24 protein-coding genes are annotated in these 23,653 nt (G+C 62.7%); 19 read left to right on the forward strand and 5 right to left on the reverse strand.

What is annotated here, in order from left to right; genetic code table 11:
• Window positions 1-110: 110 nt before the first annotated feature.
• The 4 genes from rlmD to ACI2KS_RS28160 form a co-directional block, all read right to left on the reverse strand.
• Window positions 111-1,466 carry a 23S rRNA (uracil(1939)-C(5))-methyltransferase RlmD gene (rlmD, locus tag ACI2KS_RS28145; protein ID WP_404624301.1) on the reverse strand — a complete coding sequence of 452 codons (1,356 nt, stop codon included), beginning with the start codon at window positions 1,464-1,466 and terminating at the stop codon, window positions 111-113.
• On the reverse strand, window positions 1,466-2,368 hold the full coding sequence (gene cysM, locus ACI2KS_RS28150; protein WP_404624302.1) for a cysteine synthase CysM: 903 nt from the start codon (window positions 2,366-2,368) through the stop codon (window positions 1,466-1,468). The genes rlmD and cysM overlap by 1 nt, the downstream gene beginning before the upstream one ends.
• A gap of 230 nt (window positions 2,369-2,598) precedes the next feature.
• Window positions 2,599-3,978 (reverse strand): sensor histidine kinase, encoded by a 1,380-nt coding sequence (locus ACI2KS_RS28155; protein ID WP_404624303.1) that lies wholly within the window; start codon window positions 3,976-3,978, stop codon window positions 2,599-2,601.
• Window positions 3,971-4,702, reverse strand: a complete 732-nt coding sequence (locus ACI2KS_RS28160; RefSeq protein WP_404624304.1) for a response regulator transcription factor — start codon at window positions 4,700-4,702, stop codon at window positions 3,971-3,973. The genes ACI2KS_RS28155 and ACI2KS_RS28160 overlap by 8 nt, the downstream gene beginning before the upstream one ends.
• 217 nt (window positions 4,703-4,919) lie before the next feature.
• On the opposite strand from ACI2KS_RS28160, the gene ACI2KS_RS28165 reads away from it, so the two are divergent.
• The 4 genes from ACI2KS_RS28165 (at window position 4,920) to ACI2KS_RS28180 (ending at window position 9,918) form a co-directional block, all read left to right on the forward strand.
• Entirely contained in the window at window positions 4,920-7,673 is a 2,754-nt protein-coding gene (locus ACI2KS_RS28165; protein WP_404624305.1) for a response regulator, read from the forward strand.
• A gap of 172 nt (window positions 7,674-7,845) precedes the next feature.
• A complete protein-coding gene (locus ACI2KS_RS28170) occupies window positions 7,846-8,829 on the forward strand; it encodes a 2-hydroxyacid dehydrogenase (RefSeq protein WP_404624306.1) in 984 nt (327 codons plus the stop codon).
• A 250-nt stretch (window positions 8,830-9,079) separates the two neighbouring features.
• Window positions 9,080-9,517 (forward strand): hypothetical protein, encoded by a 438-nt coding sequence (locus tag ACI2KS_RS28175; RefSeq protein WP_404624346.1) that lies wholly within the window; start codon window positions 9,080-9,082, stop codon window positions 9,515-9,517.
• Entirely contained in the window at window positions 9,514-9,918 is a 405-nt protein-coding gene (locus tag ACI2KS_RS28180; protein WP_404624307.1) for an META domain-containing protein, read from the forward strand. Before ACI2KS_RS28175 ends, ACI2KS_RS28180 begins: the two co-directional genes overlap by 4 nt.
• A 185-nt stretch (window positions 9,919-10,103) precedes the next feature.
• Here ACI2KS_RS28180 and ACI2KS_RS28185 read toward each other — a convergent pair whose 3' ends face one another.
• Window positions 10,104-10,571: a TlpA family protein disulfide reductase gene (locus tag ACI2KS_RS28185; RefSeq protein WP_404624308.1), complete on the reverse strand. Its 468-nt coding sequence runs from the start codon at window positions 10,569-10,571 to the stop codon at window positions 10,104-10,106.
• A gap of 115 nt (window positions 10,572-10,686) precedes the next feature.
• Here ACI2KS_RS28185 and arsC point away from each other — a divergent pair, with 115 nt between their 5' ends.
• From arsC to ACI2KS_RS28260, 15 genes are all read left to right on the forward strand, one after another.
• The gene (arsC, locus tag ACI2KS_RS28190) at window positions 10,687-11,040 is read left to right on the forward strand and encodes an arsenate reductase (glutaredoxin) (protein ID WP_404624309.1); all 354 of its coding nucleotides are present in this window, start codon (window positions 10,687-10,689) and stop codon (window positions 11,038-11,040) included.
• Entirely contained in the window at window positions 11,037-11,642 is a 606-nt protein-coding gene (gene wrbA, locus ACI2KS_RS28195; protein WP_404624310.1) for an NAD(P)H:quinone oxidoreductase, read from the forward strand. Before arsC ends, wrbA begins: the two co-directional genes overlap by 4 nt.
• Window positions 11,635-12,051 carry a DUF2069 domain-containing protein gene (locus ACI2KS_RS28200; RefSeq protein WP_404624311.1) on the forward strand — a complete coding sequence of 139 codons (417 nt, stop codon included), beginning with the start codon at window positions 11,635-11,637 and terminating at the stop codon, window positions 12,049-12,051. Before wrbA ends, ACI2KS_RS28200 begins: the two co-directional genes overlap by 8 nt.
• A 143-nt stretch (window positions 12,052-12,194) precedes the next feature.
• Window positions 12,195-12,866, forward strand: coding sequence for a DNA-3-methyladenine glycosylase I (locus tag ACI2KS_RS28205; RefSeq protein ID WP_404624312.1), 672 nt, complete (start codon window positions 12,195-12,197; stop codon window positions 12,864-12,866).
• 92 nt (window positions 12,867-12,958) lie between these two features.
• Complete coding sequence (locus tag ACI2KS_RS28210; protein WP_404624313.1) at window positions 12,959-13,642, forward strand: GntR family transcriptional regulator; 684 nt, start codon at window positions 12,959-12,961, stop codon at window positions 13,640-13,642.
• A 286-nt stretch (window positions 13,643-13,928) separates the two neighbouring features.
• The gene (locus ACI2KS_RS28215; protein WP_404624314.1) at window positions 13,929-14,879 is read left to right on the forward strand and encodes a 4-hydroxyproline epimerase; all 951 of its coding nucleotides are present in this window, start codon (window positions 13,929-13,931) and stop codon (window positions 14,877-14,879) included.
• On the forward strand, window positions 14,876-16,009 hold the full coding sequence (locus ACI2KS_RS28220; protein ID WP_404624315.1) for an NAD(P)/FAD-dependent oxidoreductase: 1,134 nt from the start codon (window positions 14,876-14,878) through the stop codon (window positions 16,007-16,009). The genes ACI2KS_RS28215 and ACI2KS_RS28220 overlap by 4 nt, the downstream gene beginning before the upstream one ends.
• On the forward strand, window positions 16,002-16,238 hold the full coding sequence (locus ACI2KS_RS28225; protein ID WP_404624316.1) for a (2Fe-2S)-binding protein: 237 nt from the start codon (window positions 16,002-16,004) through the stop codon (window positions 16,236-16,238). The genes ACI2KS_RS28220 and ACI2KS_RS28225 overlap by 8 nt, the downstream gene beginning before the upstream one ends.
• On the forward strand, window positions 16,235-17,494 hold the full coding sequence (locus ACI2KS_RS28230) for an FAD-dependent oxidoreductase (RefSeq protein ID WP_404624317.1): 1,260 nt from the start codon (window positions 16,235-16,237) through the stop codon (window positions 17,492-17,494). The genes ACI2KS_RS28225 and ACI2KS_RS28230 overlap by 4 nt, the downstream gene beginning before the upstream one ends.
• Window positions 17,495-17,688: 194 nt before the next feature.
• The gene (locus ACI2KS_RS28235) at window positions 17,689-18,432 is read left to right on the forward strand and encodes a helix-turn-helix domain-containing protein (protein WP_404624347.1); all 744 of its coding nucleotides are present in this window, start codon (window positions 17,689-17,691) and stop codon (window positions 18,430-18,432) included.
• A 261-nt stretch (window positions 18,433-18,693) separates the two neighbouring features.
• A complete protein-coding gene (locus tag ACI2KS_RS28240; RefSeq protein WP_404624318.1) occupies window positions 18,694-19,512 on the forward strand; it encodes a transporter substrate-binding domain-containing protein in 819 nt (272 codons plus the stop codon).
• Window positions 19,513-19,793: 281 nt separating this feature from the next.
• Window positions 19,794-21,566 carry an aconitase X gene (locus tag ACI2KS_RS28245; RefSeq protein ID WP_404624319.1) on the forward strand — a complete coding sequence of 591 codons (1,773 nt, stop codon included), beginning with the start codon at window positions 19,794-19,796 and terminating at the stop codon, window positions 21,564-21,566.
• A complete protein-coding gene (locus ACI2KS_RS28250) occupies window positions 21,559-22,224 on the forward strand; it encodes an amino acid ABC transporter permease (RefSeq protein ID WP_404624320.1) in 666 nt (221 codons plus the stop codon). Before ACI2KS_RS28245 ends, ACI2KS_RS28250 begins: the two co-directional genes overlap by 8 nt.
• A gap of 32 nt (window positions 22,225-22,256) precedes the next feature.
• Window positions 22,257-22,907 carry an amino acid ABC transporter permease gene (locus ACI2KS_RS28255; protein ID WP_404624321.1) on the forward strand — a complete coding sequence of 217 codons (651 nt, stop codon included), beginning with the start codon at window positions 22,257-22,259 and terminating at the stop codon, window positions 22,905-22,907.
• Window positions 22,900-23,622, forward strand: a complete 723-nt coding sequence (locus ACI2KS_RS28260) for an amino acid ABC transporter ATP-binding protein (protein WP_404624322.1) — start codon at window positions 22,900-22,902, stop codon at window positions 23,620-23,622. The genes ACI2KS_RS28255 and ACI2KS_RS28260 overlap by 8 nt, the downstream gene beginning before the upstream one ends.
• Window positions 23,623-23,653 lie beyond the last annotated feature (31 nt).

The following is a 23,653-nucleotide window of genomic DNA, read 5'->3' on the forward strand; positions in this document are numbered from 1 at the left end:
GCCTTCTTCAGCGCACGTGCCTTGCGGGCCATGCAAGGTTTCGCGTGCGCGGGCCAGTCGGATTAAACGAGATTCCCTGTAAGGCACTGACTCAGTTCCATGAGCCTGCCTCACTTACTCGCTTCAAATAACGCCATCGCCTCGACATGTGCTGTCTGCGGGAACATATCGAGGATTCCGGCACGTTTTAATTGGTAGCCCTGCTTGATCAATTCGACCGTGTCGCGCGCCAGAGTTGCCGGATTGCACGACACATAAAGTACCCGTTCGGCACCCAGAGACCTGAGTTTGCCGACCACTTCGAGTGCCCCGTCACGCGGGGGATCGAGCAGCACTGCGCGGAAACCTTCCGCCACCCAGGGCGCCTTGTCCAGCGGCTGCGACAGATCCGCCTGATAAAACTTCACATTGTGTAAATCGTTGCGTACTGCGTTACCGGCGGCACGCTGGACCATGGTCTCAACGCCCTCCACGGCCACCACCTCTTGGGCGATTTGCGCCAGCGGTAGAGCGAAGTTACCAAGCCCGCAGAACAAGTCCAGCACTCGTTCATCGGGACGTGGTGCAAGCCACACCAGCGCCTGCTCGATCATCGCGGTATTGACCTGTGCATTGACCTGCACGAAGTCACCGGGACGATAGGCCAGCTGCAGATTCCACGGCTGCAGGTGATAGCCCAGTTGCGCTGACGGATCGACCGGCTGGGGTTCTCCCTCGCCATGCAACCACAGTTGCGCCTCAAAGGTTGCGCAGAACGCCTGCAGGATCGCCAGGTCCTTGTCAGCCAGCGGCGCGGTATGGCGCAGCAACACGGCCTGGGCCGAGCCGCTGAACAATTCGACATGGCCAAGCGCCTGCGGCTTGCTCAAGCTTCTGAGCATCGACGGCAGTGCGCTCATGATCGGTTGCAAGGCCTGTACCAGCACCGGGCACTGCTCGATGCCAATGATGTCCTGACTGGACGCTGCTCGAAAGCCCACCTCCAGATGTTTGCCCCGGGCGTCCCAGCGCACGGCGATGCGAGCGCGCCGACGGTAGGCGTATTCGTCACCGGTCAGCGGCGCGGCCCATTCCTGGGGATCGACACCGGCGATGCGGCTCAACTGCTCGGCGAGCATGCGCTGTTTGAGGGCAAGCTGCTCTTCGCGGGGCATCTGCTGCACGCTGCAACCGCCGCAGCGACCAAAATGCGGGCAGGGTGCGGGGCGGCGCAACGGGCTGGCCTGGAACACCCGCTCGGTACGCGCCTCGACCACCTTGCCGTGCGCACCGAGCACCCGCGCTTCGACCTCCTCGCCCGCCAGACTGCCGGCGACGAACCAGGTGCGACCTTCGACAAAGCCGATGCCACGGCCGTCATTGGACAGCCGCTCGATCTTCAGACGTTGTTTTTTACCGGTGGGGACCTGCGTTGTCCGGGTGCCGCCGCTGGGCTGGAAACGCAGGCCTGTATCACGCTTGGCCATCAGTTGGGCGCATCGTAGACACCGGTCGACAGGTAACGGTCGCCACGGTCACAAATGATCGCGACCATGACCGCATTCTCGACTTCCCGGGACAGACGCAGCATGCCGGCCACGGCACCGCCGGACGACACACCGCAGAAGATGCCCTCTTCACGCGCCAGGCGGCGGGTGACGTCCTCGGCTTCGCTCTGGGCCATGTCGACGATCCGGTCAACGCGGTCGGCCTGATAGATCTTCGGCAGGTATTCCTGCGGCCAGCGACGGATGCCCGGAATCGCCGAACCGTCCATGGGCTGCAGACCAATGATCTGGATGTCAGGATTCTGCTCTTTCAGGTAACGCGAGGTGCCCATGATGGTACCGGTGGTGCCCATGGAGCTGATGAAATGGGTGATGGTGCCGCCGGTCTGCTGCCAGATTTCCGGGCCGGTGCCGACGTAATGGGCTTCAGGGTTGTCGCCATTGGCGAACTGATCCAGCACCTTGCCGCGACCTTCGGCCTGCATGCGCTCGGCCAGATCACGCGCGCCTTCCATGCCTTCTTCCTTGCTGACCAGAATCAGCTCGGCGCCATAGGCGGTCATGGCTGCCTTGCGTTCGGCACTGGAGTTGTCAGGCATGATCAGAATCATGCGATAGCCTTTGATCGCCGCAGCCATGGCCAGGGCGATACCGGTATTGCCGGAGGTTGCTTCGATCAGGGTATCGCCCTGGTGGATCTGCCCGCGCAATTCGGCACGGGTGATCATCGACAGCGCCGGGCGATCCTTCACGGAACCGGCCGGGTTATTGCCTTCGAGCTTGAGCAGCAACGTGTTGCTGGTGTTCCCGGCCATGCGTTGCAGACGCACCAGCGGGGTGTTGCCGACGCAATCGGCGATGGTTTGATACTGCAGGGTCATGGCGTGTTCGCGATCCAGACGTGCGGGGGTCGCCTATCATACCGGCAATCTTCGCAACCCCATATCACGCAAGGTGAGTTGCATATGGCGAAAAGGAATAAGCAGGCAGCCACGACACAAAACCCCCGTAGGAGTGAGCTTGCTCGCGATGGGCCATTACATCAGACGCAGGCCCGTCACGCTTACCCGCGAATCGCGAGCAAGCTCACTCCTATAAGCACGGTGGATAGCTAGGCGACTGCCTCTACCTCCCGCGCCGGCAAGCGCATGATCATCCGCAGGCCGTGAGCGGTGTTTTCCGCCCACAGGTCACCGCCCTGCAAACGCAGCGAATTGCGGGCGATGCTCAGCCCCAGACCGAAGCCGCCGTCGCCGGGGCGTGCGCCGTCCAGACGAATGAACGGGGCGAAGATACGCTCCAGGTCATTATCGTCGACGCCACCGCCCTGGTCTTCCAGCCACAGCAGCCAGTCGTCGCCATCCATCCGGCCACCGAGTTGCACGATGCCGTCAGGCGCAGAGTGGCGGATAGCGTTGCGCAAGATGTTCTCCAGCGCCTGCGCCAACGTGTTCAGATGGCCGCGCACCCAGCAGTCGCTGTCCAGGTCACAGCGTAACTGGCGGGACGGCCTGCAGCTTTCGAAACAGGCGTTGTCCACCAGCATGTCCCATAACGCCAATACCTGGATGTCTTCGGCAGGCAGTTTTTCTCGCTCGGCGTCGAGCCAGGCCAGATGCAGGGTGTCGTCCACCAACCGGCGCATGCCATCGACCTCCCGACTCAACCGTTCACGCAGCTCGGGCAGGCTTTGTTCGCTGTCGCAGGCCACCCGCAGCCGGCTCAAGGGCGTACGCAGCTCGTGGGACAGATCACGCAACAGCTGCTGCTGGATCTGCACCGTGGACTGCAAGCGGGCAGCCATATGGTCGAAGGCGCGGTTAAGGTCGCCCAGTTCGTCCTGGCGCGAGGTCATCTGCGGCGACAGACGGCTGGACAATCGATCGGCGCGCCAGGCGTTGGCCTGCTCACGCAACTGGTTGAGCGGAAGAATCAGCAAGCGATAGAGACCGGCGCACAGCAGCAACGTGAACAAGGCAGGGATCACGCCGTTGGTCAGCATCTGCCAGACCAGCGCATAACGTCCAGGCTTGAAGCGTTCTGGCAGTTCAATCACCAGACTGCCGGCAGCTGGATCATCGGGAAACGGAATTTTCAGCCAGGGCACGGTTTTCTGCCGTCGGCTCATGGGCCAGTCGACCCCGCGCATGAACGTCAGACGCTGCATCTGGTGGTCATCGAGCGCCAGACTGCCGAGCGATTGCAGATCGCTGCCAATCACCGCGACCCAGCTTTGTTCATGGCTGCGCATTTGCCGCAGCCAGTCATCGACCCCTCGCTCGCCGCCGGCCTTCCAGGCTTGTTCGGCCTGGGCAGCGTAGCCATTGAGTACGCCCTTGGCCTGGGGCGTGAGGTACGCGTTCTGCGTTTCGACGTAACGCCCCCAATACCAGCTGAGCCAGACCATCAGCAGGCAGAAACCCACCAGCAGCACGGCCAGCTTCCAGAACAATGAGTGCCTGCCCGGCAAACGGCAGCGTCGCTCACCCATCCAGGTCGGCTGCCGTCAGAACGTAGCCCTTGCCCCATACCGTGCGCACCTGATGAGCCTCGTAGCCGATGGCCTTGAGCTTGCGACGGATCTGGCTGATGTGCATGTCCAGGCTTCGATCATGCTGGGAATAGCCGCGCTGCAGTACGTGCTGATAAAGGAAAGGCTTGCTGAGGACGTCTTCAGGATTGCGCCACAGGGTTTCCAGCAGCCGGTATTCGCTGCGGGTCAATTGCGCCGTCCTCCCGGCAAAGCTGACGTCGCACAGGCTCTCGTCGAACAGCAGTTGGCCCACGCTCGCCGCTGCCTGGGCCGGCACCGGCGCCTGAAAGCGTCGCTCCAGCTGCACCCGCCGCAGGATGGCCTCGATTCGCACCCGCAACTCATCGACGCTGAATGGCTTGGGCAGGTAGTCGTCGGCGCCGTTGCGAAAACCGGTAATACGGTCGGCTTCGGCACCCAGGGCGGACATCAGGATGACCGGCATCGAATGCTGACGGCGTAGATGGATGAGGATGTCCAGGCCGTTCATGCCCGGCAGCAGGATGTCCATCAGCACCACGTCGAACGGTTGCTGCTGCGCACGTTCAAGCCCCTCGGCGCCGTTCTGGCACCAGGTCACGTGGAATCCACAGCGATCCAGTTGATCGTGTACAAATGCACCGAGCACAGGATCATCCTCGATGGCGAGTATGCTGGGGCGGTGAATGATTGCGGGATTCATTGGCGTCTGCGACTGATTCTCAGGAGCGCGATTATTCAAGATTGCGCAACATTGGGCAATGCCAACCGCCCGACACAGGCTGTGGGAGTGTTCGCTGATCGCCTGATTTGCCGGGATTACCGGCGCGCAACTGTCTACACTGCGCAATCATCGAACGCTACAGGCTGCCACGGCGCAGTTTTTCCTGAAGCAATGCCGGGCTTGTTGGAGAGAGAGTGTGCTGACCAAACTGGGCATCAAAGGCCGCGTATTACTGCTGACCCTGCTGCCGGCCTGCCTGATGGCGGCGTTTCTGGGCGGTTATTTCACCTGGATGCAGCTGTCGGAATTACAGACCCAGTTGCTCAAGCGTGGCGAGATGATCGCCAACGAACTGGCCCCGCTGTCTGCCACCGCGCTGGCCAATAACGACAAATCCATGCTCGAGCGCATCGCCGGCCAGGTACTGGAACAGGCCGATGTGCGAGCCGTGTCGTTCCTGGACCCGGACCACAATCTGCTGGCCCACGCCGGCCCGAGCATGATCAACCAGGCGCCGGTCGGTAACAGCACGCACATCCTGCAGCGCTCCGACAACGACGCCACGCGTTACCTGATGCCGGTGTTCGGCCGCAATCGGCACCTGACCGGTGAGGTGGTGCCCGCAGAAGCCGATCGCTTGCTGGGCTGGGTCGAACTGGAGCTGTCGCACAGCGGCACGCTGCTGCGCGGTTACCGCAGCCTGTTCGCCAGCCTGCTGCTGATCGTTGCAGGGCTTGGCCTGACCGCGATGCTGGCGCTGCGCATGAGCCGCACTATCAACGGCCCGATCACCCAGATCAAACATGTGGTCGCCCAACTGAAGGACGGCAACCTTGAAGCGCGCCTGCCGCCGATGGGCAGCAACGAGCTTGACCAGCTCGGTTCGGGCATCAACCGCATGGCCGCCACCCTGCAGAACGCCCAGGAAGAATTGCAGCACAGCATCGAACAGGCCACCGAAGACGTGCGCCAGAACCTGGAAACCATCGAGATCCAGAACATCGAACTGGACCTGGCGCGCAAGGAAGCACTGGAGGCCAGCCGGATCAAGTCCGAGTTCCTGGCCAACATGAGCCACGAGATCCGCACCCCGCTCAACGGCATCCTGGGCTTTACCCACCTGTTGCAAAAGAGCGAGCTGACGCCACGACAGCATGACTATCTGGGCACCATCGAGAAGTCCGCCGACAACCTGCTGAGCATCATCAACGAGATTCTCGATTTCTCGAAGATCGAAGCCGGCAAACTGGTCCTCGATTCGATCCCGTTCAACCTGCGCGACCTGCTGCAGGACACCCTGACCATCCTTGCCCCCGCCGCCCATGCCAAACAGCTGGAGCTGGTGAGTCTGGTGTACCGCGACACCCCGTTGTCGCTGGTGGGAGACCCGTTGCGGCTCAAGCAGATCCTTACCAACCTGGTCAGCAACGCTATCAAGTTCACGCGCGAAGGGACCATCGTCGCCCGCGCCATGCTCGAAGATGAACAGGACGACAGGGTGCAACTGCGCATCAGCGTTCAGGACACCGGCATCGGTTTGTCCAGCCAAGACGTGCGCGCGCTGTTCCAGGCCTTCAGCCAGGCCGATAACTCATTGTCGCGACACACCGGCGGCACCGGTCTGGGGCTGGTGATCTCCAAGCGTCTGATCGAACAGATGGGCGGCGAGATCGGCGTCGAAAGCACGCCCGGCGAGGGTTCGGAATTCTGGATCAGCCTGACCCTGCCCAAGACCCGCGACGACCTCGAAGACCTGCCCGCGCCGCCGCTGATAGGTCGCCGGGTGGCGGTACTGGAGCACCACGACCTGGCACGCCAGGCGCTGGAACATCAGTTGGAAGACTGTGGCCTGCAACCGATGGTGTTCAACAATCTGGAAAACCTCATCAATGGCGTCACCGTGGTCCATCAGACGCCACACGCCATTGACATGGCCGTGCTGGGGGTGACCGCTCACGAGTTGCCGCCCGAGCGTCTGCGCCAGCAGATCTGGGATCTGGAAAACCTCGATTGCAAGGTGCTGGTGCTGTGCCCGACCACCGAGCAGGCGCTGTATCAGCTGTCCGTGCCCGATGCCTACCGCCAGTTGCAGGCAAAGCCTGCGTGCACTCGTAAATTGCGCCGCAGCCTGTCGGAGCTGATCAACCCCAAACAGCTGCGCAACGAGGCGCCGGAGCCCCTCTCCAGCCGCCCGCCGCGCATCCTTTGCGTGGACGACAACCCGGCCAATCTGCTGCTGGTGCAAACGCTGCTCGAAGACATGGGCGCCAAGGTCCTGGCAGTGGACAGTGGCTATGCGGCGGTGCAAGCGGTGCAGGATGAAACCTTCGACCTGGTGTTGATGGACGTGCAGATGCCGGGCATGGACGGTCGTCAGGCCACCGAAGCGATCCGCGGCTGGGAAAGCGAACGCCAGGCCACTTCACTGCCCATCGTCGCCTTGACCGCCCACGCCATGGCCAATGAAAAACGCGCGCTGCTGCAAAGCGGCATGGACGACTACCTGACCAAGCCGATCAGCGAGCGGCAACTGGCGCAGGTGGTGCTCAAATGGACCGGGCTTGCCTTGCGTAATCAGGCACCGGAGCGGCATCAGGAAATCAGCCAGGGCGGGGTCAACCTGCAGGTGCTGGACCATGAGGAGGGCTTGCGCCTGGCCGCAGGCAAGGCCGATCTGGCGGCGGACATGCTGGCCATGCTGCTGGCGTCCCTGGGCACGGACCGTGAAGCGATCCGCTGCGCCCGCGAAGCCAGCGATCACGTCGCGCTGATCGAACGCGTCCACCGCCTGCACGGCGCCACCCGCTATTGCGGCGTGCCGCAACTGCGCGCAGCCTGTCAGCGCAGCGAGACCCTGCTCAAGCAGGATTCCCCGGACAGCGAAAAAGCGCTGGATGACCTGGAGACGGCGATTACCCGCCTTGAGATCGAAGCGCGGGTCAGTGCTTGATGTGGGTCAAGGGCCGTTTTCCTTGAATATGCATGATCACCTTTAGCAGACCGGCGTGCCGGCGGTTGCGCCCTTGATATCGCCACCGCCGGCACGCCAGTCTGCTACAGACGCCATGCAAGGCCCACAAAGGTTCTGCATTGCTCGCCAGATCCTTATATTAGGAACAACCATGCGCACCCTCCTCTACAGCAGCCAGACCTACGACCGGGAAAGCTTCCTCGCCGCGCGCATCACGCCCGGGATCGAGCTGCACTTCCAGCCCGCGAGACTGACGCTGGACACCGTGGCGCTGGCCGATCAATACCCGGTGGTGTGCGCGTTCATCAATGATGACCTGAGCGCAGCGGTGCTCGAGCGCCTGGCCGCAGGCGGCACCCGCCTCATTGCTCTGCGCTCGGCTGGCTTCAACCACGTGGACCTGCCGAGCGCCAAGCGCCTGGGCATCAGCGTGGTCAGGGTCCCGGCCTATTCTCCGCATGCGGTCGCCGAACATGCCGTGGCATTGGTCCTGTCGCTCAACCGCCATCTGCACCGCGCCTACAACCGCACCCGTGACGGCGACTTCAGCCTGCACGGCCTGACCGGTTTCGACCTGGTCGGCAAGACGGTGGGGGTCGTCGGTACCGGGCAGATCGGTGCCACGTTTGCGCGGATCATGGCCGGATTCGGCTGTGAGTTGCTGGCCTATGACCCCTACCCCGATCCGCAGGTCGAGGCCCTGGGTGCGCGTTATCTGCCACTTGATCAGCTGCTGGCGCAGGCGCAGATCATCAGCCTGCACTGCCCGCTCAACGAACACACGCGGCATATGATCAATATGGATTCGCTTTACCGTATGCAGCGCGGGGCGATGCTGATCAACACCGGCCGCGGCGCGCTGGTCGACACGCCAGCGCTGATCGAGGCGCTCAAGAGCGGGCAACTGGGCTATCTGGGTCTTGATGTGTACGAGGAAGAAGCGCAACTGTTCTTCGAGGATCGCTCGGACCTGCCGTTGCAGGACGACGTGCTGGCGCGGCTGTTGACCTTCCCCAACGTGGTGGTGACCGCGCACCAGGCGTTCCTGACCCGTGAAGCATTGGCGGCGATTGCTCAGACGACCCTGGATAACATCGCGGGTTGGGCGGCAGGGACGCCGCAGAACATCGTGTGAACACCCCACAGCTTCTGCCCGGAGGGCGTAGGAGGCTGCTTGCCAACGATCGGCCGGGAACCGGTTGTGAAACCTTGGAACTCGGTTGCTCTGGCACACCCAGTCGTCCGTTTTTGCTGTCGCTTCGCAACAGACCGCTGGCAAGCCGGCTTCCACGCCCTCCGGGCAGAATCAAACAGCAGCCGCCGCCGACCGGCTGCGCGAATCTGCGCTTTAAGGTGTTAGCATGCGCGCCTATTTGGAGACCCCCATGGCCGAACACGATTTTCGCTACAGCATGCTCACCCCGCAACACACCCTGATCGAATGCCGCAGCCTGGCCGTTGGCCGCTATCAAGTGACCGGCAACGGTGGCTCGATCAAGAACGAAGACGTCCTGCTGGTCACGGTCAAAGGCAGCAAAGAGCTGTACATGCGCCTGAACGTGGAGAAGGTGCGGCACCTGATCAACCCGACCGGTCAGTGGGTCGCGGTGGCCAACGGCCCGGCGTTCACCGAGCTTGCGATTCACCAGTGGAAGGTCAACTGCAACGGCTGCGGCAAGGAGCGGGACATCGAGTTCATGGTCGATGGCAAGGAAGGCAAGAAGGCCCTCAAGCCCGCCGCCACCGCGCGCATTGCCGAGCTTGGCTGGAAAGTCGTCGGCGAGCACCACCTGTGCCCCGCTTGCGCGAAAAAAGCCGCATGAAACGGTCTGTGCTGACACTGATTGCCGGCACATTGCTGACGGCTTGCGCATCGCACACCGACACCCTCAAGCGTGATCACGGGTATGTGCTCGAATGGATCGGCGAACGTCCGTTGATCGATAACAGCCACCTGAGCCTGACCCTGGGCAAGGACGGCCGCGCCTATGGCAACGCTGGCTGCAACCACTGGTTCGCGTCCTACACCCTGGACGGTGACACCATCAGCTTCGGCCCGCTCGGCAGCACCCGCAAAATGTGCGCCCCGGCGTTGATGGAGCAGGAACACCGGTTCCTCGAAGCCATGGGCAAGGTCGAGCACTGGGATGTCTCAGAGGTCGATCAGCTGCAGCTATGGCCGGCCCAGGGATTGCCGCTGCGGTTCTGGCTGGAGGAAGGTTGAGAGTCAATGCAGAGTGCTTCTGCCGAAGGCGTGGGAGTCCGGCTTGCCGACGATCGGCCGGGAACCGGTGGTAAAAGCCGGATACCTGGGTAAGCCTGGCTCACCGCGTTCAACAGGTTCTACTGTCGCTACGCAACAGATCGCCAGCCGGCTGCACGCCCTCCGGGCAGAATCAGAACCTGCCATCACCCCTTGGCTTTCAACTCTGCCAGCTTCTGTGCCACGCCCGCCGCGGTCTGCTCACCCATCAGCTGTTCACGCACCTTGCCCTTGTCGTCGATGATGTAAGTCACCGGTAACGCCTCGCTCCTGGGCAGGTCGTACTGGTCGGCCGGGTCCTGGGCCAGCACGGTGAACTTGATCCCCAGCGCGTTGCTGGCAGCTTTGAGGTCTTCGCCTTGCAGGTTGTCGAAGTTGACCCCGAACACGCTGACCTTCTGCCCGCTCATCTGCTCGGACAAGCGGTTCAGTTCCGGAATCTCGGTGCGGCACGGGCCACACCATTCGGCCCAGTAATTGACCACCAGCCAATGTTTGTCGATACGCTCACTGGCAACCTTCTGACCGTTCTGGTCGGTGCCCAGATCGACCCCGCATCCGCTGAGCAACACACTACCGATAAGCGCTACCGCTGCTGCCAACCGCCTTGCCATGATGCTTGTTCCTTCTAGAAAACCCGACGTGACGGCGGCCGTTGACCGCTGGATGTTCGTCTTCGTCGTCACGCAGGTAGAATAGCCGCCACCTCACGCAATATGCGACCTGCAAATGACCGATCTGACGCTTTATCACAACCCGCGCTGCTCCAAATCACGTGGCGCGCTGGAATTGCTCGAAGCCCGCGGCCTGACGCCAAAGGTGGTCCGCTATCTGGAAACGCCGCCGGATGCCAGCCAGCTGCGCGAGCTGCTCGGCAAGCTCGGCATCGGTGCCCGTCAGTTGCTGCGCAGCGGCGAAGACGAATACAAGACGCTGAACCTGGCCGACGGCGCTTTGAGCGATGAGCAACTGATCACCGCCATGGCTGCCCACCCCAAACTGATCGAGCGGCCGATCCTGATCGCCGGCAACAAGGCGGTGATCGGCCGTCCGCCGGAGAAAATCCTGGAGATCCTGCCGTGAGCGCGCCTTACATTCTGGTGTTGTTCTATAGCCGCAATGGCTCGACCAGCGAGATGGCCAGGCAGATTGCCCGCGGCATCGAAATGGGCGGCATGGAAGCGCGACTGCGCACGGTACCGGCGATTTCCACCGAATGCGAAGCGGTGGCGCCGAGCATCCCGCAGACCGGCTCGCTGTACGCCACCCTCGACGACCTGAAGAACTGCGCAGGCCTGGCGCTGGGCAGCCCGACGCGCTTCGGCAACATGGCCGCGCCGCTGAAGTACTTTCTCGACGGCACCAGCAACCTGTGGCTGACCGGTGCGCTGGTCGGCAAACCTGCCAGCGTGTTCACCTCCACCGCCAGTCTGCACGGCGGTCAGGAAACCACGCTGATGTCGATGCTGCTGCCCTTGCTGCACCACGGCATGCTGGTCACCGGCCTGCCCTACAGCGAAGCGGCGCTGATCGAAACCACTGGCGGCGGCACGCCATACGGTGCCAGTCACCACGCCGGCGCCGATGGCAAGCGCCCGCTCGACCAGCACGAAACCACCCTGTGCCGCGCGCTGGGTGAGCGTCTGGCGAAAACCGCACTGCTGCTGGAGCCTTCGCGTGGCTAAAAAGCCCAAGGCACTGCCCGCGCTTGAATGGCTGGAACCCCGGGTTCGCTGGAGCCGGGTCGCTGCCTTGTTGTGCTTTTTCGGGCTGGTCGCACTGCTGTGCATTTACTACCTGGTTTTCGCCGACCTGCATGGTGCACGGCCCTGGGTCATTCTTGCGATTGAACTGGTGCCGCTGTTGATGCTCTCACCGGGGATGCTCATGGGCAGCGCGCGGGGGCATTCCTGGACCTGTTTCGTGGTGAACCTGTATTTCATCAAAGGCGCCCTGGCCGCCTACGACCCGGGCCGCTCGCTGTTTGGCGTGCTGGAGATGCTGGCCAGTCTGGCGGTGTTTACCAGTGCCTTGCTGTATGTACGCTGGCGGTTTCAGTACAACCGCAAAGTGGCGGGTGAAGGGAGCAACTGACGCCGCTGTTTCAGATTCGCTGCAGATCCTGCGTAGCAGTCCGGCTTGCCGGCGGTGACACACTCAAGACCGCTACCGCCGGGAAGCAGGCCTGCCACAGGAGCAGTGCCCGTGCACGACAACGCTCATTTTTTGGAGAGGGCATGCAAGACTACAAATGGCTCAATGAATACTGCCTCAACCGCTTTGGTTCCGCCGCCGCCCTCGAGGCGCATCTGTCTACCCCCGCCACGCCCGGCCAACTGAAGGCCATCAGCGACGACCGCTACCTGTCGACCATGGCCCTGCGGGTGTTTCGCGCAGGCTTGAAGCACAGTCTGGTGGACGCGAAGTGGCCGGCTTTCGAGCAGGTATTCTTTGGCTTCGATCCGGAGAAAGTCGTACTGATGGGCGCTGATCATCTGGAGCGCCTGATGCAGGACGCCCGCATCATCCGCCATCTGGGCAAGCTCAAGAGCGTGCCGCGCAACGCCCAGCTGATCCTCGACATCGCCCATGAGCATGGCAGTTTCGGCAAGTTCATCGCCGACTGGCCGGTGACCGATATCGTCGGTCTGTGGCGTTACCTGTTCAAACACGGCAACCAGATGGGCGGCCTCTCGGCGCCGCGCTTTCTGCGCATGGTGGGCAAGGACACGTTTATCCCCAGCTACGACGTGGTCGCCGCACTCAATGCGCAAAACATCGTCGACAAGGTCCCCAGCAGCCAGCGCGATCAGGCTGCGGTGCAGGCTGCATTCAACCAGTGGCATGCCGAAAGCGGGCGGCCGTTGTGTCAGCTGTCGATGATGCTGGCCTACACCGTGAACCATTGATCTTATTTTGCCCCGGCAGCCGCGACACAGCGCGTAACAAATCGAAGGTCGTATACAATATCCAACATCCGTTCACTGCCTGAGTCGCTCGCGTGCCCTTTCTTCTTCCAGACGCTCCCAACCTCGGTGTCGCGCCGTCGGCATCCGAGGTGATTTCAAAATACCTGCGCGAATCGATCATCTCCGGCCAGTTTGCCGAAGACGAGCCTATCCGCCAGGACGACATCGCCCGCGTCTTCAACGTCAGCAAGATCCCCGTACGTGAAGCCCTCAAACGGCTGGAGGCCGAAGGGCTGGTGCAATTCCAGCGCAACAAGGGCGCGGTCGTGACGCGGATCTCCGAGCCCGAGCTTGCGCAGATTTTCGAGGTGCGGGTGTTGCTGGAGGTCCAGGCCATCCGCCTGGCCGTGCCGAGGCTGACCCCGGCGCAGATAGATCGGGCGACCGCCATCTGCGACGAGTTTGTCGGCGATGACGACATTGGTCGCTGGGCGGAACTCAACTGGGCTTTCCATACCTGCCTGTATGAAGCGGCGCAACGGCCCTTTCTGCTGAACATGATTCGCTCGATCCATGACAAGGTCGAACGTTACCTGCGCGTGCAGATGAGCTTTGAGGAAGGCAAGGAGCGCGCCGACCAGGAGCATCGGGAAATCCTCAAGGCCTGTGCCGATCGTGACGTGGACAAGGCCGCCGAGTTGATTGAGCACCACATCATCGGCGTCTGCCGCGCGCTCTACGCCCACCTCCCCAACGCCGCCATCAGCGAAATCTGAAGGCGCTGCGACTGTGCCGATTTCGTCATTTCCAGGCACGAAATCGGTCAAGACCCCTCCCCTCATTCCCGCCACTCTGATGCCAGTGCTCGTCCATCGCCGCTGATTCGACGACTCACGCATACCCTGTAGGAGTGAGCTTGCCCGCGATGCGTCAGGTCAGACATTGAAGGAGTGACTGACATAAGGCTTTCGCAAGCAAGCTCACTCCTACAGGGTTCCAGTGTCTGGGCGATAGCGTGAACGCCAGACCAAGGGCAATCTTCATACCGCTAGGGGGTAAACAATGAAACGCATCCAGATCCTCGATTCGCACACCGGCGGCGAGCCTACGCGGCTGGTGCTCGACGGTTTCCCCGAGCTAGGCCAGGGCAGCATGGCCCAGCGGCGCCAACGTCTGGCGAGTGAATTCGATGACTGGCGCGCAGCCACCGTGCTGGAACCTCGCGGCAATGACGTACTGGTCGGCGCTCTGCTCTGCACGCCCGTAGACCCTGAGGCCTGTGCCGGGGTGATCTTCTTCAACAACACCGGCTATCTGGGCATGTGCGGCCACGGCACCATCGGCCTGGTGGTGTCGCTGGCGCATCTGGGCAAGATCGGTCCGGGAGTGCATCGCATCGAAACGCCGGTCGGCACTGTGCAGGCGACCCTGCATGAAGACCGCTCGGTGAGCGTCGATAACGTGCCCTCGTACCGTTACCGCAAGAACTTCATCGTCGATGTGCCGGGGCTGGGCAGCGTCACCGGCGATATCGCCTGGGGCGGCAACTGGTTCTTTCTGATTGCCGGGCACGGCCTGAGTGTCAGTGCCGACAACCTCGATGCCCTCACCGACTACACCTGGAAGGTGCGCCAGGCGCTGGAGAGCCAAGGGATACGCGGTGAAGACGGCGGGGTGATCGATCACATCGAATTGTTCGCTGACGATGATCAGGCCGACAGCCGCAATTTCGTACTGTGTCCGGGCAAAGCCTACGACCGTTCGCCCTGTGGCACCGGCACCAGCGCCAAGCTGGCGTGTCTGGCGGCCGACGGCAAACTGCAACCGGGCACTGTGTGGCGGCAGGCCAGTGTGATCGGCAGTCAGTTCGAAGGCAGTTTTCAATGGCAGCACGGCGAACGTCAGATGGGTGACCGCATCGTGCCGACCATTCGCGGTCGCGCCTACATCAGCGCCGAAACCACCCTGCTACTGGACGACGAAGATCCGTTCGCCTGGGGCATTCGCCCGTGATTCAAGGCAACGCGGCCGATGTGATCATCATCGGCGGCGGGATCGTCGGTGCCGCCTGCGCCGATGAGCTGGCCAGCCATGGTCTGCAGGTCTTGGTGCTCGACTGCCAGCGCCCGGCCGCCACCGCTGCGGGCATGGGCCATCTGGTGGTGCTGGACCACAGCCCGGCCGAACTGGCGCTGGGTGATTACTCGGTACGCCTGTGGCGCGAGCTGGCGCCGCAAATGCCCGAGCACTGCGCCATGCGCAACAACGGCACGCTTTGGCTGGCCTGCAACGAAGAAGAAATGGCCGAAGCCGAGCGCAAGCATGCCGCCCTGAGTGACTTCGGCCTGGACTGCGAGCTGATGTCCAGCGCAGCGTTGGCCGAGACTGAACCGGCCTTACGCCGCGATCTGTTCGGTGCCTTGAAAGTCACAGGTGACGGCATTCTCTACGCGCCCAATGCGGCGCGCTGGCTGCTTGAACGCCAGCCCGGGCGGGTGCGTCAGCAGCAGGCGCAAGTGGTCGAGGTGGCGGGCAATCGCCTGCGCCTGGCGGACGGTCAGTGGTTGCAGGCCACAGCGGTGGTGCTGGCCAACGGAATCTACGCGCGCGAGTTATGCCCGCAGTTGCCACTGCAAGCCAAGAAAGGCCATTTGCTGATCACCGATCGCTATCCAATGCAGATCACGCATACGCTGGTCGAACTGGGCTATGTGACCAGTGCCCACAAAGGCAACGGCCCCTCTGTGGCGTTCAATCTGCAACAACGCCCTACCGGGCAACTGTTTATCGGCTCCTCGCGCCAGTTTGATAATCATGACCCGGCCATCGATGCCGCCATGCTCGGCCGCATGTTGCGCAGGGCGATGGACTTCATCCCCGAGCTGGGACAGCTGAACGGGATTCGCAGCTGGACCGGGTTTCGCGCAGCGAGTCCCGATGGCCAGCCGCTGATTGGCGAGCATCCTGACCAACCCGGCCTCTGGCTGGCCGTGGGACACGAGGGGCTGGGCGTGACCACCGCGCCCGGCACCGCCAAACTGCTGGCCGCGCAACTGCTGCGCCATGCGCCACCGCCGGCACTGCATGCGCACCTGGATGCCTATCTGCCGCAACGTTTTCTCGGAGCTCACACCCATGCCTGAATTGAGCATTGACGGTCAGCCATTTCGCTTCGCCCAGGGCACCACCGTTGCCGCGGCGTTGATGTCCTGCGGCGATCGTTGCAGCCGCACCTCGGTCAGCGGCCAGCGTCGAGCGCCACTGTGCGGCATGGGCATCTGCCAGGAATGCCGGGTGAACATCGATGGCCTGCGGCGCCTGGCGTGCCAGACGATCTGCCGTGACGGCATGCGGGTGGAGACGCGTCCATGAGCGGTCAGGTCGATCTGCTGATCCTCGGCGCCGGACCTGCCGGCATGGCCGCAGCCCTGGCGGCGGCGCCCAGTGGCATGCGCATCGCCATTGTCGACGACAACCCGTTGCCCGGCGGGCAGATCTGGCGTGACGGCCCGCAGGCTCGGTTGCCGACGCTGGCCAGTGACATGCGCGCGCAGTTGCAACGCCACCGCCATATCGAGCTGTACAGCAGCTGCAAAGTGGTGGCGCTGGCGGGTCCGAAACGACTGCTGCTCGAAGACCCGCAACGTGGCTGGGTGCTGGGCTACGACAAACTGATTGTGTGCACCGGCGCGCGCGAGTTGCTGCTGCCTTTCCCCGGCTGGACGCTGCCCGGCGTCACCGGCGCGGGCGGCTTGCAGGCGCTGATCAAGGGCGGCTTGCCGGTGGCGGGCGAACGGATGGTGATCGCCGGAAGCGGCCCGCTGTTGCTCGCCTCGGCATCCACCGCCAGTAAAGCCGGAGCCGATGTTGTGCGCATCGCCGAGCAGGCGGCGCTGGCTGCGGTCGCCGGTTTTGCTGCGCGCTTGTGGCGCTGGCCGGGCAAGGCGGCTCAGGCGTTCACCCTCGCCAGCCCGGTCTACCGCACCTCGGCGCAGGTGCTCGCCGCGCTGGGTTCCGATCGCCTCGAAGCGGTTCGAGTGCAGGTCGGTCGGCGCGTCGAGGAGATTGCCTGTGACCGGTTGGCCTGCGGTTTCAGTCTGGTGCCCAACATCGAGATCGCACGCGCCTTGGGCTGTGGGATTGGCAATCAAGCGATAGTCGTCGATCAATGGCAAGCCAGCACCTTGGCCGACCATTACGCAGCCGGTGAATGCACCGGCTTTGGCGGCAGCGAACTGGCACTGCTCGAAGGCAGGATCGCCGGGCTTGTGGCTATCGGCCAACAGGATCAGGCCCATGCGCTGTGGCCTGCGCGTCAACGCTGGCAGCGCTTCGCCGACCACTTGAACCAGGCGTTTGCCTTGAACCCTGCGCTCAAGCACTTCGCCGAACCGAGCACACTGGTCTGTCGTTGTGAAGACGTGTCCTACGCAGCACTGGCCGAACACGACAACTGGACCGCCGCCAAACTGGCCACGCGCTGCGGCATGGGCGCCTGCCAGGGACGCATCTGCGCCACGGCCGCACAGACCCTGTTCGGCTGGGAACCACCGCGGCTACGCCCGCCGTTCAGCCCGGCGCGGATCGCGACCCTCGCGTGTCTGGATGAAGCAGCAGACAACCTGTAACGGTTTGCCGATGCAGCGATACCTGTCGCAGTCCGGCTCGCCGGCGGTGGCGCCAGTGCCATCGCTGCCGCCGGCAAGCCGGACTGCGACAGGGTATCGCGGCGGGATCGGCCCCTGGGTTGCGGCATTGCGAGCCAAGGTTGGATGCCCCATCATCGACCCCGTCCTTGCCTCCGGTCATCGCCTCCGTGAACATGATTGACCTGATACCCGCCTCGCCCCTGCACGACCTTGACCAGCTGCTGACCAGCCTGGAAATGGTCGCGCCGCTGTTCGATGCGATTCCGGGCGTGGTGTTTTTCGTCAAGGACGCCCAGGCACGCTATGCGCTGGTCAATCAGACGCTGGTGCAGCGCTGCGGCTGCAAGGACAAAAGCCAGCTGGTCGGGCACACGGCCGAGGACGTGTTTCCGGCGCGCTTCGGGCCGTTGTACACCGCTCAGGACCGGCGGGTGCTGGCCGACGGCGGACGGCTCAGTGATCAGCTGGAGTTGCACCTTTATTACGGCAACCAGCCGATCTGGTGCCTGACCCACAAAATCGCCCTGCGTGACTGCCAAGGCGCGATCATCGGCCTTGCCGGCATTTCCCGAGACCTGCACGTGCTGCAAGCGCATCCGGCGTATCAGAAGCTGGTCGAAGTCGATGCCCACATCCGCGAACACTTCGCACGCCCCATCCCGCTGGGCGAGCTGACGGCCATCGCCGGATTGTCGATTGCCCAACTGGAACGACACTGCAAGCGCATCTTCCAGCTCACGCCAAGGCAGATGATCCACAAGGCACGCCTGGGTGAAGCATCGCGGTTGCTGCGAGAGGATCTGTCGATCACCGAAATCGCCCTGCGCTGCGGATACACCGACCACAGCGCCTTCAGCCGACAGTTCCGCGCACTAACCGGGGTTTCGCCAAGTGAGTTCCGCGAGTCGCAGGGGTAGGATCAGTTGCCATTCCCCGTGGGAGCAGGCTTGCTGGGTCCTTCCGAGCAGAATCATTACGTGCATCTATGAAGCACCACTCGCGTTTCTGCTCCTTTATGTAACACCACACGTCCCGCACAAAACGCGAAAAACTCTACAACCCGCCGATCCAAGGCCCTGCAGCGATAGTGGCAAAACGGGCACGCAGCGTGCATAGCAAATATCGTATACGAAATTACTTATCCGGCCGTTCCATGACTTGCACCTTCCGAGGCTTCTATGAAAAAGCACGCTGTTGCCGTAGCCCTCCTCGCCGTAATGAGCTCCTCTGTCATCAATGTGGCGCTGGCCGACAAGCTCGATGACATCATCGACTCCGGCAAGCTGCGCTGCGCCGTGACCCTGGACTTCCCGCCCATGGGCTCGCGTGACGACAAGAACAACCCGGTCGGATTTGACGTCGATTACTGCAACGACCTGGCGAAAGTGCTGGGAGTGACCGCCGAAGTGGTCGAGACGCCGTTCCCGGATCGTATTCCGGCGCTGGTGTCCGGGCGTGCCGACGTGATTGTCGCTTCTACCTCCGACACCCTGGAACGGGCCAAGACCGTGGCCATGACGATTCCCTATTTCGCCTTCCAGATGGTGGTGCTGACCCGCGACAACACCGGCATCAGCAAATACGAAGACCTCAAGGGCAAGAATGTCGGCAACACCAGCGGCACCTATGAAGCCATTGCCCTGGAGAAAGACCAGAAGGCCTGGGCCAGCGGCACCTTCCGCGCCTACCAGACCCAGAACGACACCATCCTGGCCGTCGCCCAAGGGCATATCGACGCGACGGTAGTCACCAACACCGTGGCCGCCGCAACGCTCAAATCCGGCAAATACAAGGGCCTGAAAGTCGCCGGCAACGCGCCTTACGTCATCGATTACGTGTCCCTGGCGGCCAAACGAAACGAGTATGGCCTGATCCATTACCTGAACCTGTTCGTCAACCAACAGGTGCGCACCGGTCGCTATGACGAGCTGTGGAAAAAATGGGTAGGCGACGAGATCAAACCCGCCAACCTGACCGTGCCGGGGGTTTATTACTGACATCGCTGTCCGCTTGTGGCAGCACGCTTGCCGGCGGCAACGATCTTGAGCTCGCCACCACCGGCAAGCCGGACGGCTACAGCGGGTGGCGGCAAACATGGCATTCGCGCCAGACACAGAACCTGTAGGAGTGAGTTTGCTCGCGATGAGTTTTTTACATTCGACACGTCAATGTCGCCAGGAAAATCGATCGCGAGCAAGCTCACTCCTACAGTGGGCGGTATTCGGTGTTGGGCCGATTTCCAATGCCATTACCAGGCCCTCATCTTCAGGAGCCCACGATGTCTGAAGTTTCGTTGAACGGGCGGTGTCTGGTTGCAGGCAGTGCCCAGGGCGAGTTGTTGTACGCCGATGTGCCCTTGAGTTTCTGGGGCGGGGTGGAGCCGTTTAGCGGCGAAGTGATCGACCGTCATCATCCGCTCAGCGGCCAGATCATCAGCGGACGGGTGCTGGCAATTCCCAGCGGACGCGGTTCGTGCACCGGCAGCAGCGTATTGCTGGAACTGATCCTCAACGGCCATGCGCCCGCCGCGTTGGTGTTCGAACGGGTCGAAGACATTCTTACCCTTGGGGTGATGATCGCCGAGCAAATGTTCGGTCAATCGATCCCGGTCATCAGCCTCGGCGAAGCGGGTTTCGCCGCCCTGCGCCAAGTGAAATTCGCCCGGGTCGAAGATGCTCGCATCAGCACCTTCGACTACGCGCCCGCCGCTCTTCCCGCCCGTCGCGCGGTGCCCGTTGCCAACCACGTCAGTAGCAAGATCTCCCTGAGCGAAATGGACCAGGGGTTTCTCGACGGCGCCTACGGCAAGGCCGCTCAAGTGGCCATGGGCATTATCCTGCGCATGGCCGAACTGCAAGGCGCGACCGAGCTGCTGGACATCACCCAGGCACACATCGATGGCTGCATTTATACCGGCCCGGCAAGCCTGCGCTTTGCCCGGCAACTGGTGGACTGGGACGCCAAGGTCCGCGTGCCGACCACGCTCAACTCTATCTCGGTGGACAAACGCCGCTGGCGCGAACTGGGGGTCGACCCGGCGCTGGGCGAGCCGGCCAGCCAATTGGGCGACGCTTACCTGGACATGGGCGCGCGGGTCAGTTTCACCTGCGCGCCGTACCTGCTCGACAGTGCCCCGGAGTTGGGCGAGCAGATCGTCTGGGCCGAATCCAATGCGGTGGTCTACGCCAACAGTGTGATCGGTGCTCGCACGCTGAAATATCCCGATTACCTGGATATCTGCATCGCCCTTACCGGCCGCGCGCCGAAAATCGGCTGTCACCTGACCCAGCAGCGCCTGGCCACATTGCGCATTGACGTTGCCGAACTGGGGGCACTGGACGACAGCTTCTATCCGCTGCTGGGCTATCACGTGGGCCTGCTCTGCGGCGCCGACATACCGGTGGTCTGCGGTCTGGAACACAAGGCGCCGACCCTCGATGACTTGAAAGCCTTCGGCGCCGCATTTGCCACCACCTCTGCCGCGCCGATGTTCCATATCGCCGGTGTGACCCCCGAAGCCGCCACGGCGGAACTGGCCCTTGGCGGACATCCGCCAGCCAGGAGTCTGAGCATCACCCAGGTGGATCTGCTGCACAGCTGGCGCGAACTGAACAGCGCGCAAACGCCCGAAGTTGACGCCGTGACCCTGGGCAACCCGCATTTCTCGGTGAGTGAATGCGCCACCCTGGCGCGCCTGTGTCATGGCCTGCGCAAACTCGCCAGCGTGGCCATCGTCATCACCTGCGGTCGCGCCACCCTTGAACGCGCGCAGCAGGCAGGCCACGTCACCACCCTGGAAAACTTCGGCGTGCAGTTCGTCACCGACACCTGCTGGTGCATGCTCGGCGAGCCGGTGATCCCTCCGGCCGCGCGCAATCTGATGACCAACTCGGGCAAATACGCGCATTACGCCCCCGGCCTGGTGGGCCGCCGCGTGCACTTCGCAAGCCTGGCCGAATGCGTTGAAAGCGCCTGCACGGGCCTTGCCAGCGGGCGTCTGCCGCTGTGGCTGCAGGCCGCCGGGCGAGCGGAGGCGGTCGTCCATGTTTGATTACAACTTTCATTGGCGCGCCGCTTTCAAGGCTTTGCCGGACATGCTCGACGGCGCAGTGGTCACCTTTCAGACCGCTGCCCTGTCGATGATCCTCGGGGTCACCATCGCGCTGTTTCTGGTGTTCATGCGCCAAGGCAAGAATCGCCTGTTTCGAGGCTTCGCCGCGACCTGGATTTCCATCGCGCGCAATACGCCTTCGTTGTTCCAAGTGTACATCCTGTATTTCGGCCTGGGTTCGTTCGGGCTGCACATCAGCTCGTGGGCGGCACTGCTGGCGGGGATCACCATCAACAACGCCGGCTACCTGGCGGAAAACTTCCGAGGCGGCCTCAAGGCCGTGCCCGATACCCAACTGCGCGCCGCGCGCTCGCTGGGCATGAGCGCGCCGCAGGCGTATCGACTGATCGTCATTCCGCAGCTGCTGCGCATTGTTTTTTATCCGCTGACCAACCAGATGGTCTGGGCCGTGCTGATGACCTCCATGGGTGTGATCGTGGGCCTTAACAATGACCTCACCGGCGTGACCCAGGACTACAACGTCAAGACCTTCCGCACCTTTGAGTTCTTCGCCATTGCGGCAGTGCTCTATTACCTGATCGCCAAACTGATCGTGGCCCTGGCGCGGCTGCTGTCCTGGCGCCTGTTCCGCTATTGAACATCAACGGTTGAAGAAGTCGGGAGCTGATCATGTTCGATAGCAGTTTCAGCTGGAATGACCTGCAATTCATGCTGCAGGGCGCATGGGTGACCATTCTGCTGACCGTGGTGTCGATGCTTATCGGCACACTGGCCGGCGTGGTCTGCGGTATGAGCCGGGCCCTGCTGCCGCGCAGCACGATTCCCCTGGCCTGGGTGCTGGATGTCTTTCGCAGCGTGCCGTTGCTGATCCAGTTCGTGCTGTTCAACGCGCTGAAGAGCATCGCCGGTCTGAACTGCAGCGCCTTCGTCGTGGCCTGCGTGGTGCTTGGGCTGTACGTCACCGCCTACTGCACGGAGATCGTGCGCAGCGGCGTGCTCTCGGTGCCGCTGACCCTGCGCCGGGCCAGCCGCTCGCTGGGCCTGAGCTACTGGCAGGACCTGCGCCAGATCGTCATGCCGATAGCCACCCGGGTCGCGTTCCCGGGCTGGGTCAATCTGCTGCTATCGGTCATGAAGGACACCGCGCTGGTGATGTGGATCGGCATTGTCGAACTGCTGCGGGCCTCGCAGACCATCGTCACGCGCATTCAGGAACCGCTGCTGGTGCTGTGCATCGCAGGCCTCATTTACTACGTCATGAGCTTGGTGATCGCCCGTCTGGGCGCCCGCCTGGAAACAAGGTGGCAGGAAAATGATTGAGATCGACAACGTACACAAATCATTCGGCGAGCTTGAAGTGATCAAGGGCGTGAGCCTGCAGGTGCAGAAAGGCGAAGTGGTGTCGATCATCGGTGGCTCGGGCTCGGGCAAGTCGACGCTGCTGATGTGCATCAACGGCCTGGAGTCGATCAAGAGCGGCAGCATCCGGGTCGATGGCACCGAAGTGCACGCCAGGAGCACCGACATCAACAAGCTGCGCCAGCGCATCGGCATCGTTTTCCAGCAGTGGAACGCTTTCCCGCATCTGACGGTGCTGGAGAACGTGATGCTGGCCCCGCGCACCGTGCTCGGCAAAAGCAAGGCCGAAGCCGAGGCGCTGGCGGTCAAGCAGCTGACCCATGTGGGCCTGGGCGACAAGCTCAAGGTGTTCCCCGGCAAGCTGTCCGGCGGGCAGCAACAGCGCATGGCGATTGCCCGGGCGCTGGCCATGTCGCCGGATTACATGCTGTTCGACGAGGCGACATCGGCGCTGGATCCACAGCTGGTGGGCGAGGTGCTGGACACCATGCGCATGCTCGCCGAAGACGGCATGACCATGATTCTGGTGACCCACGAGATTCGTTTTGCCCGTGATGTGTCGGACCGGGTGGCATTTTTCCGTAACGGCCTGGTGCATGAGATCGGCACCCCGGATCAGGTCATCGGTAACCCGCAGCGGCCCGAGACGGCGGATTTTCTGCGCTCGATCAATTAGACGCAAATCAACACTGTCGGAGCCGGTTTGC

It is taken from the genome of Pseudomonas sp. NPDC087358 (assembly GCF_044900785.1).
Lineage (GTDB): Bacteria > Pseudomonadota > Gammaproteobacteria > Pseudomonadales > Pseudomonadaceae > Aquipseudomonas.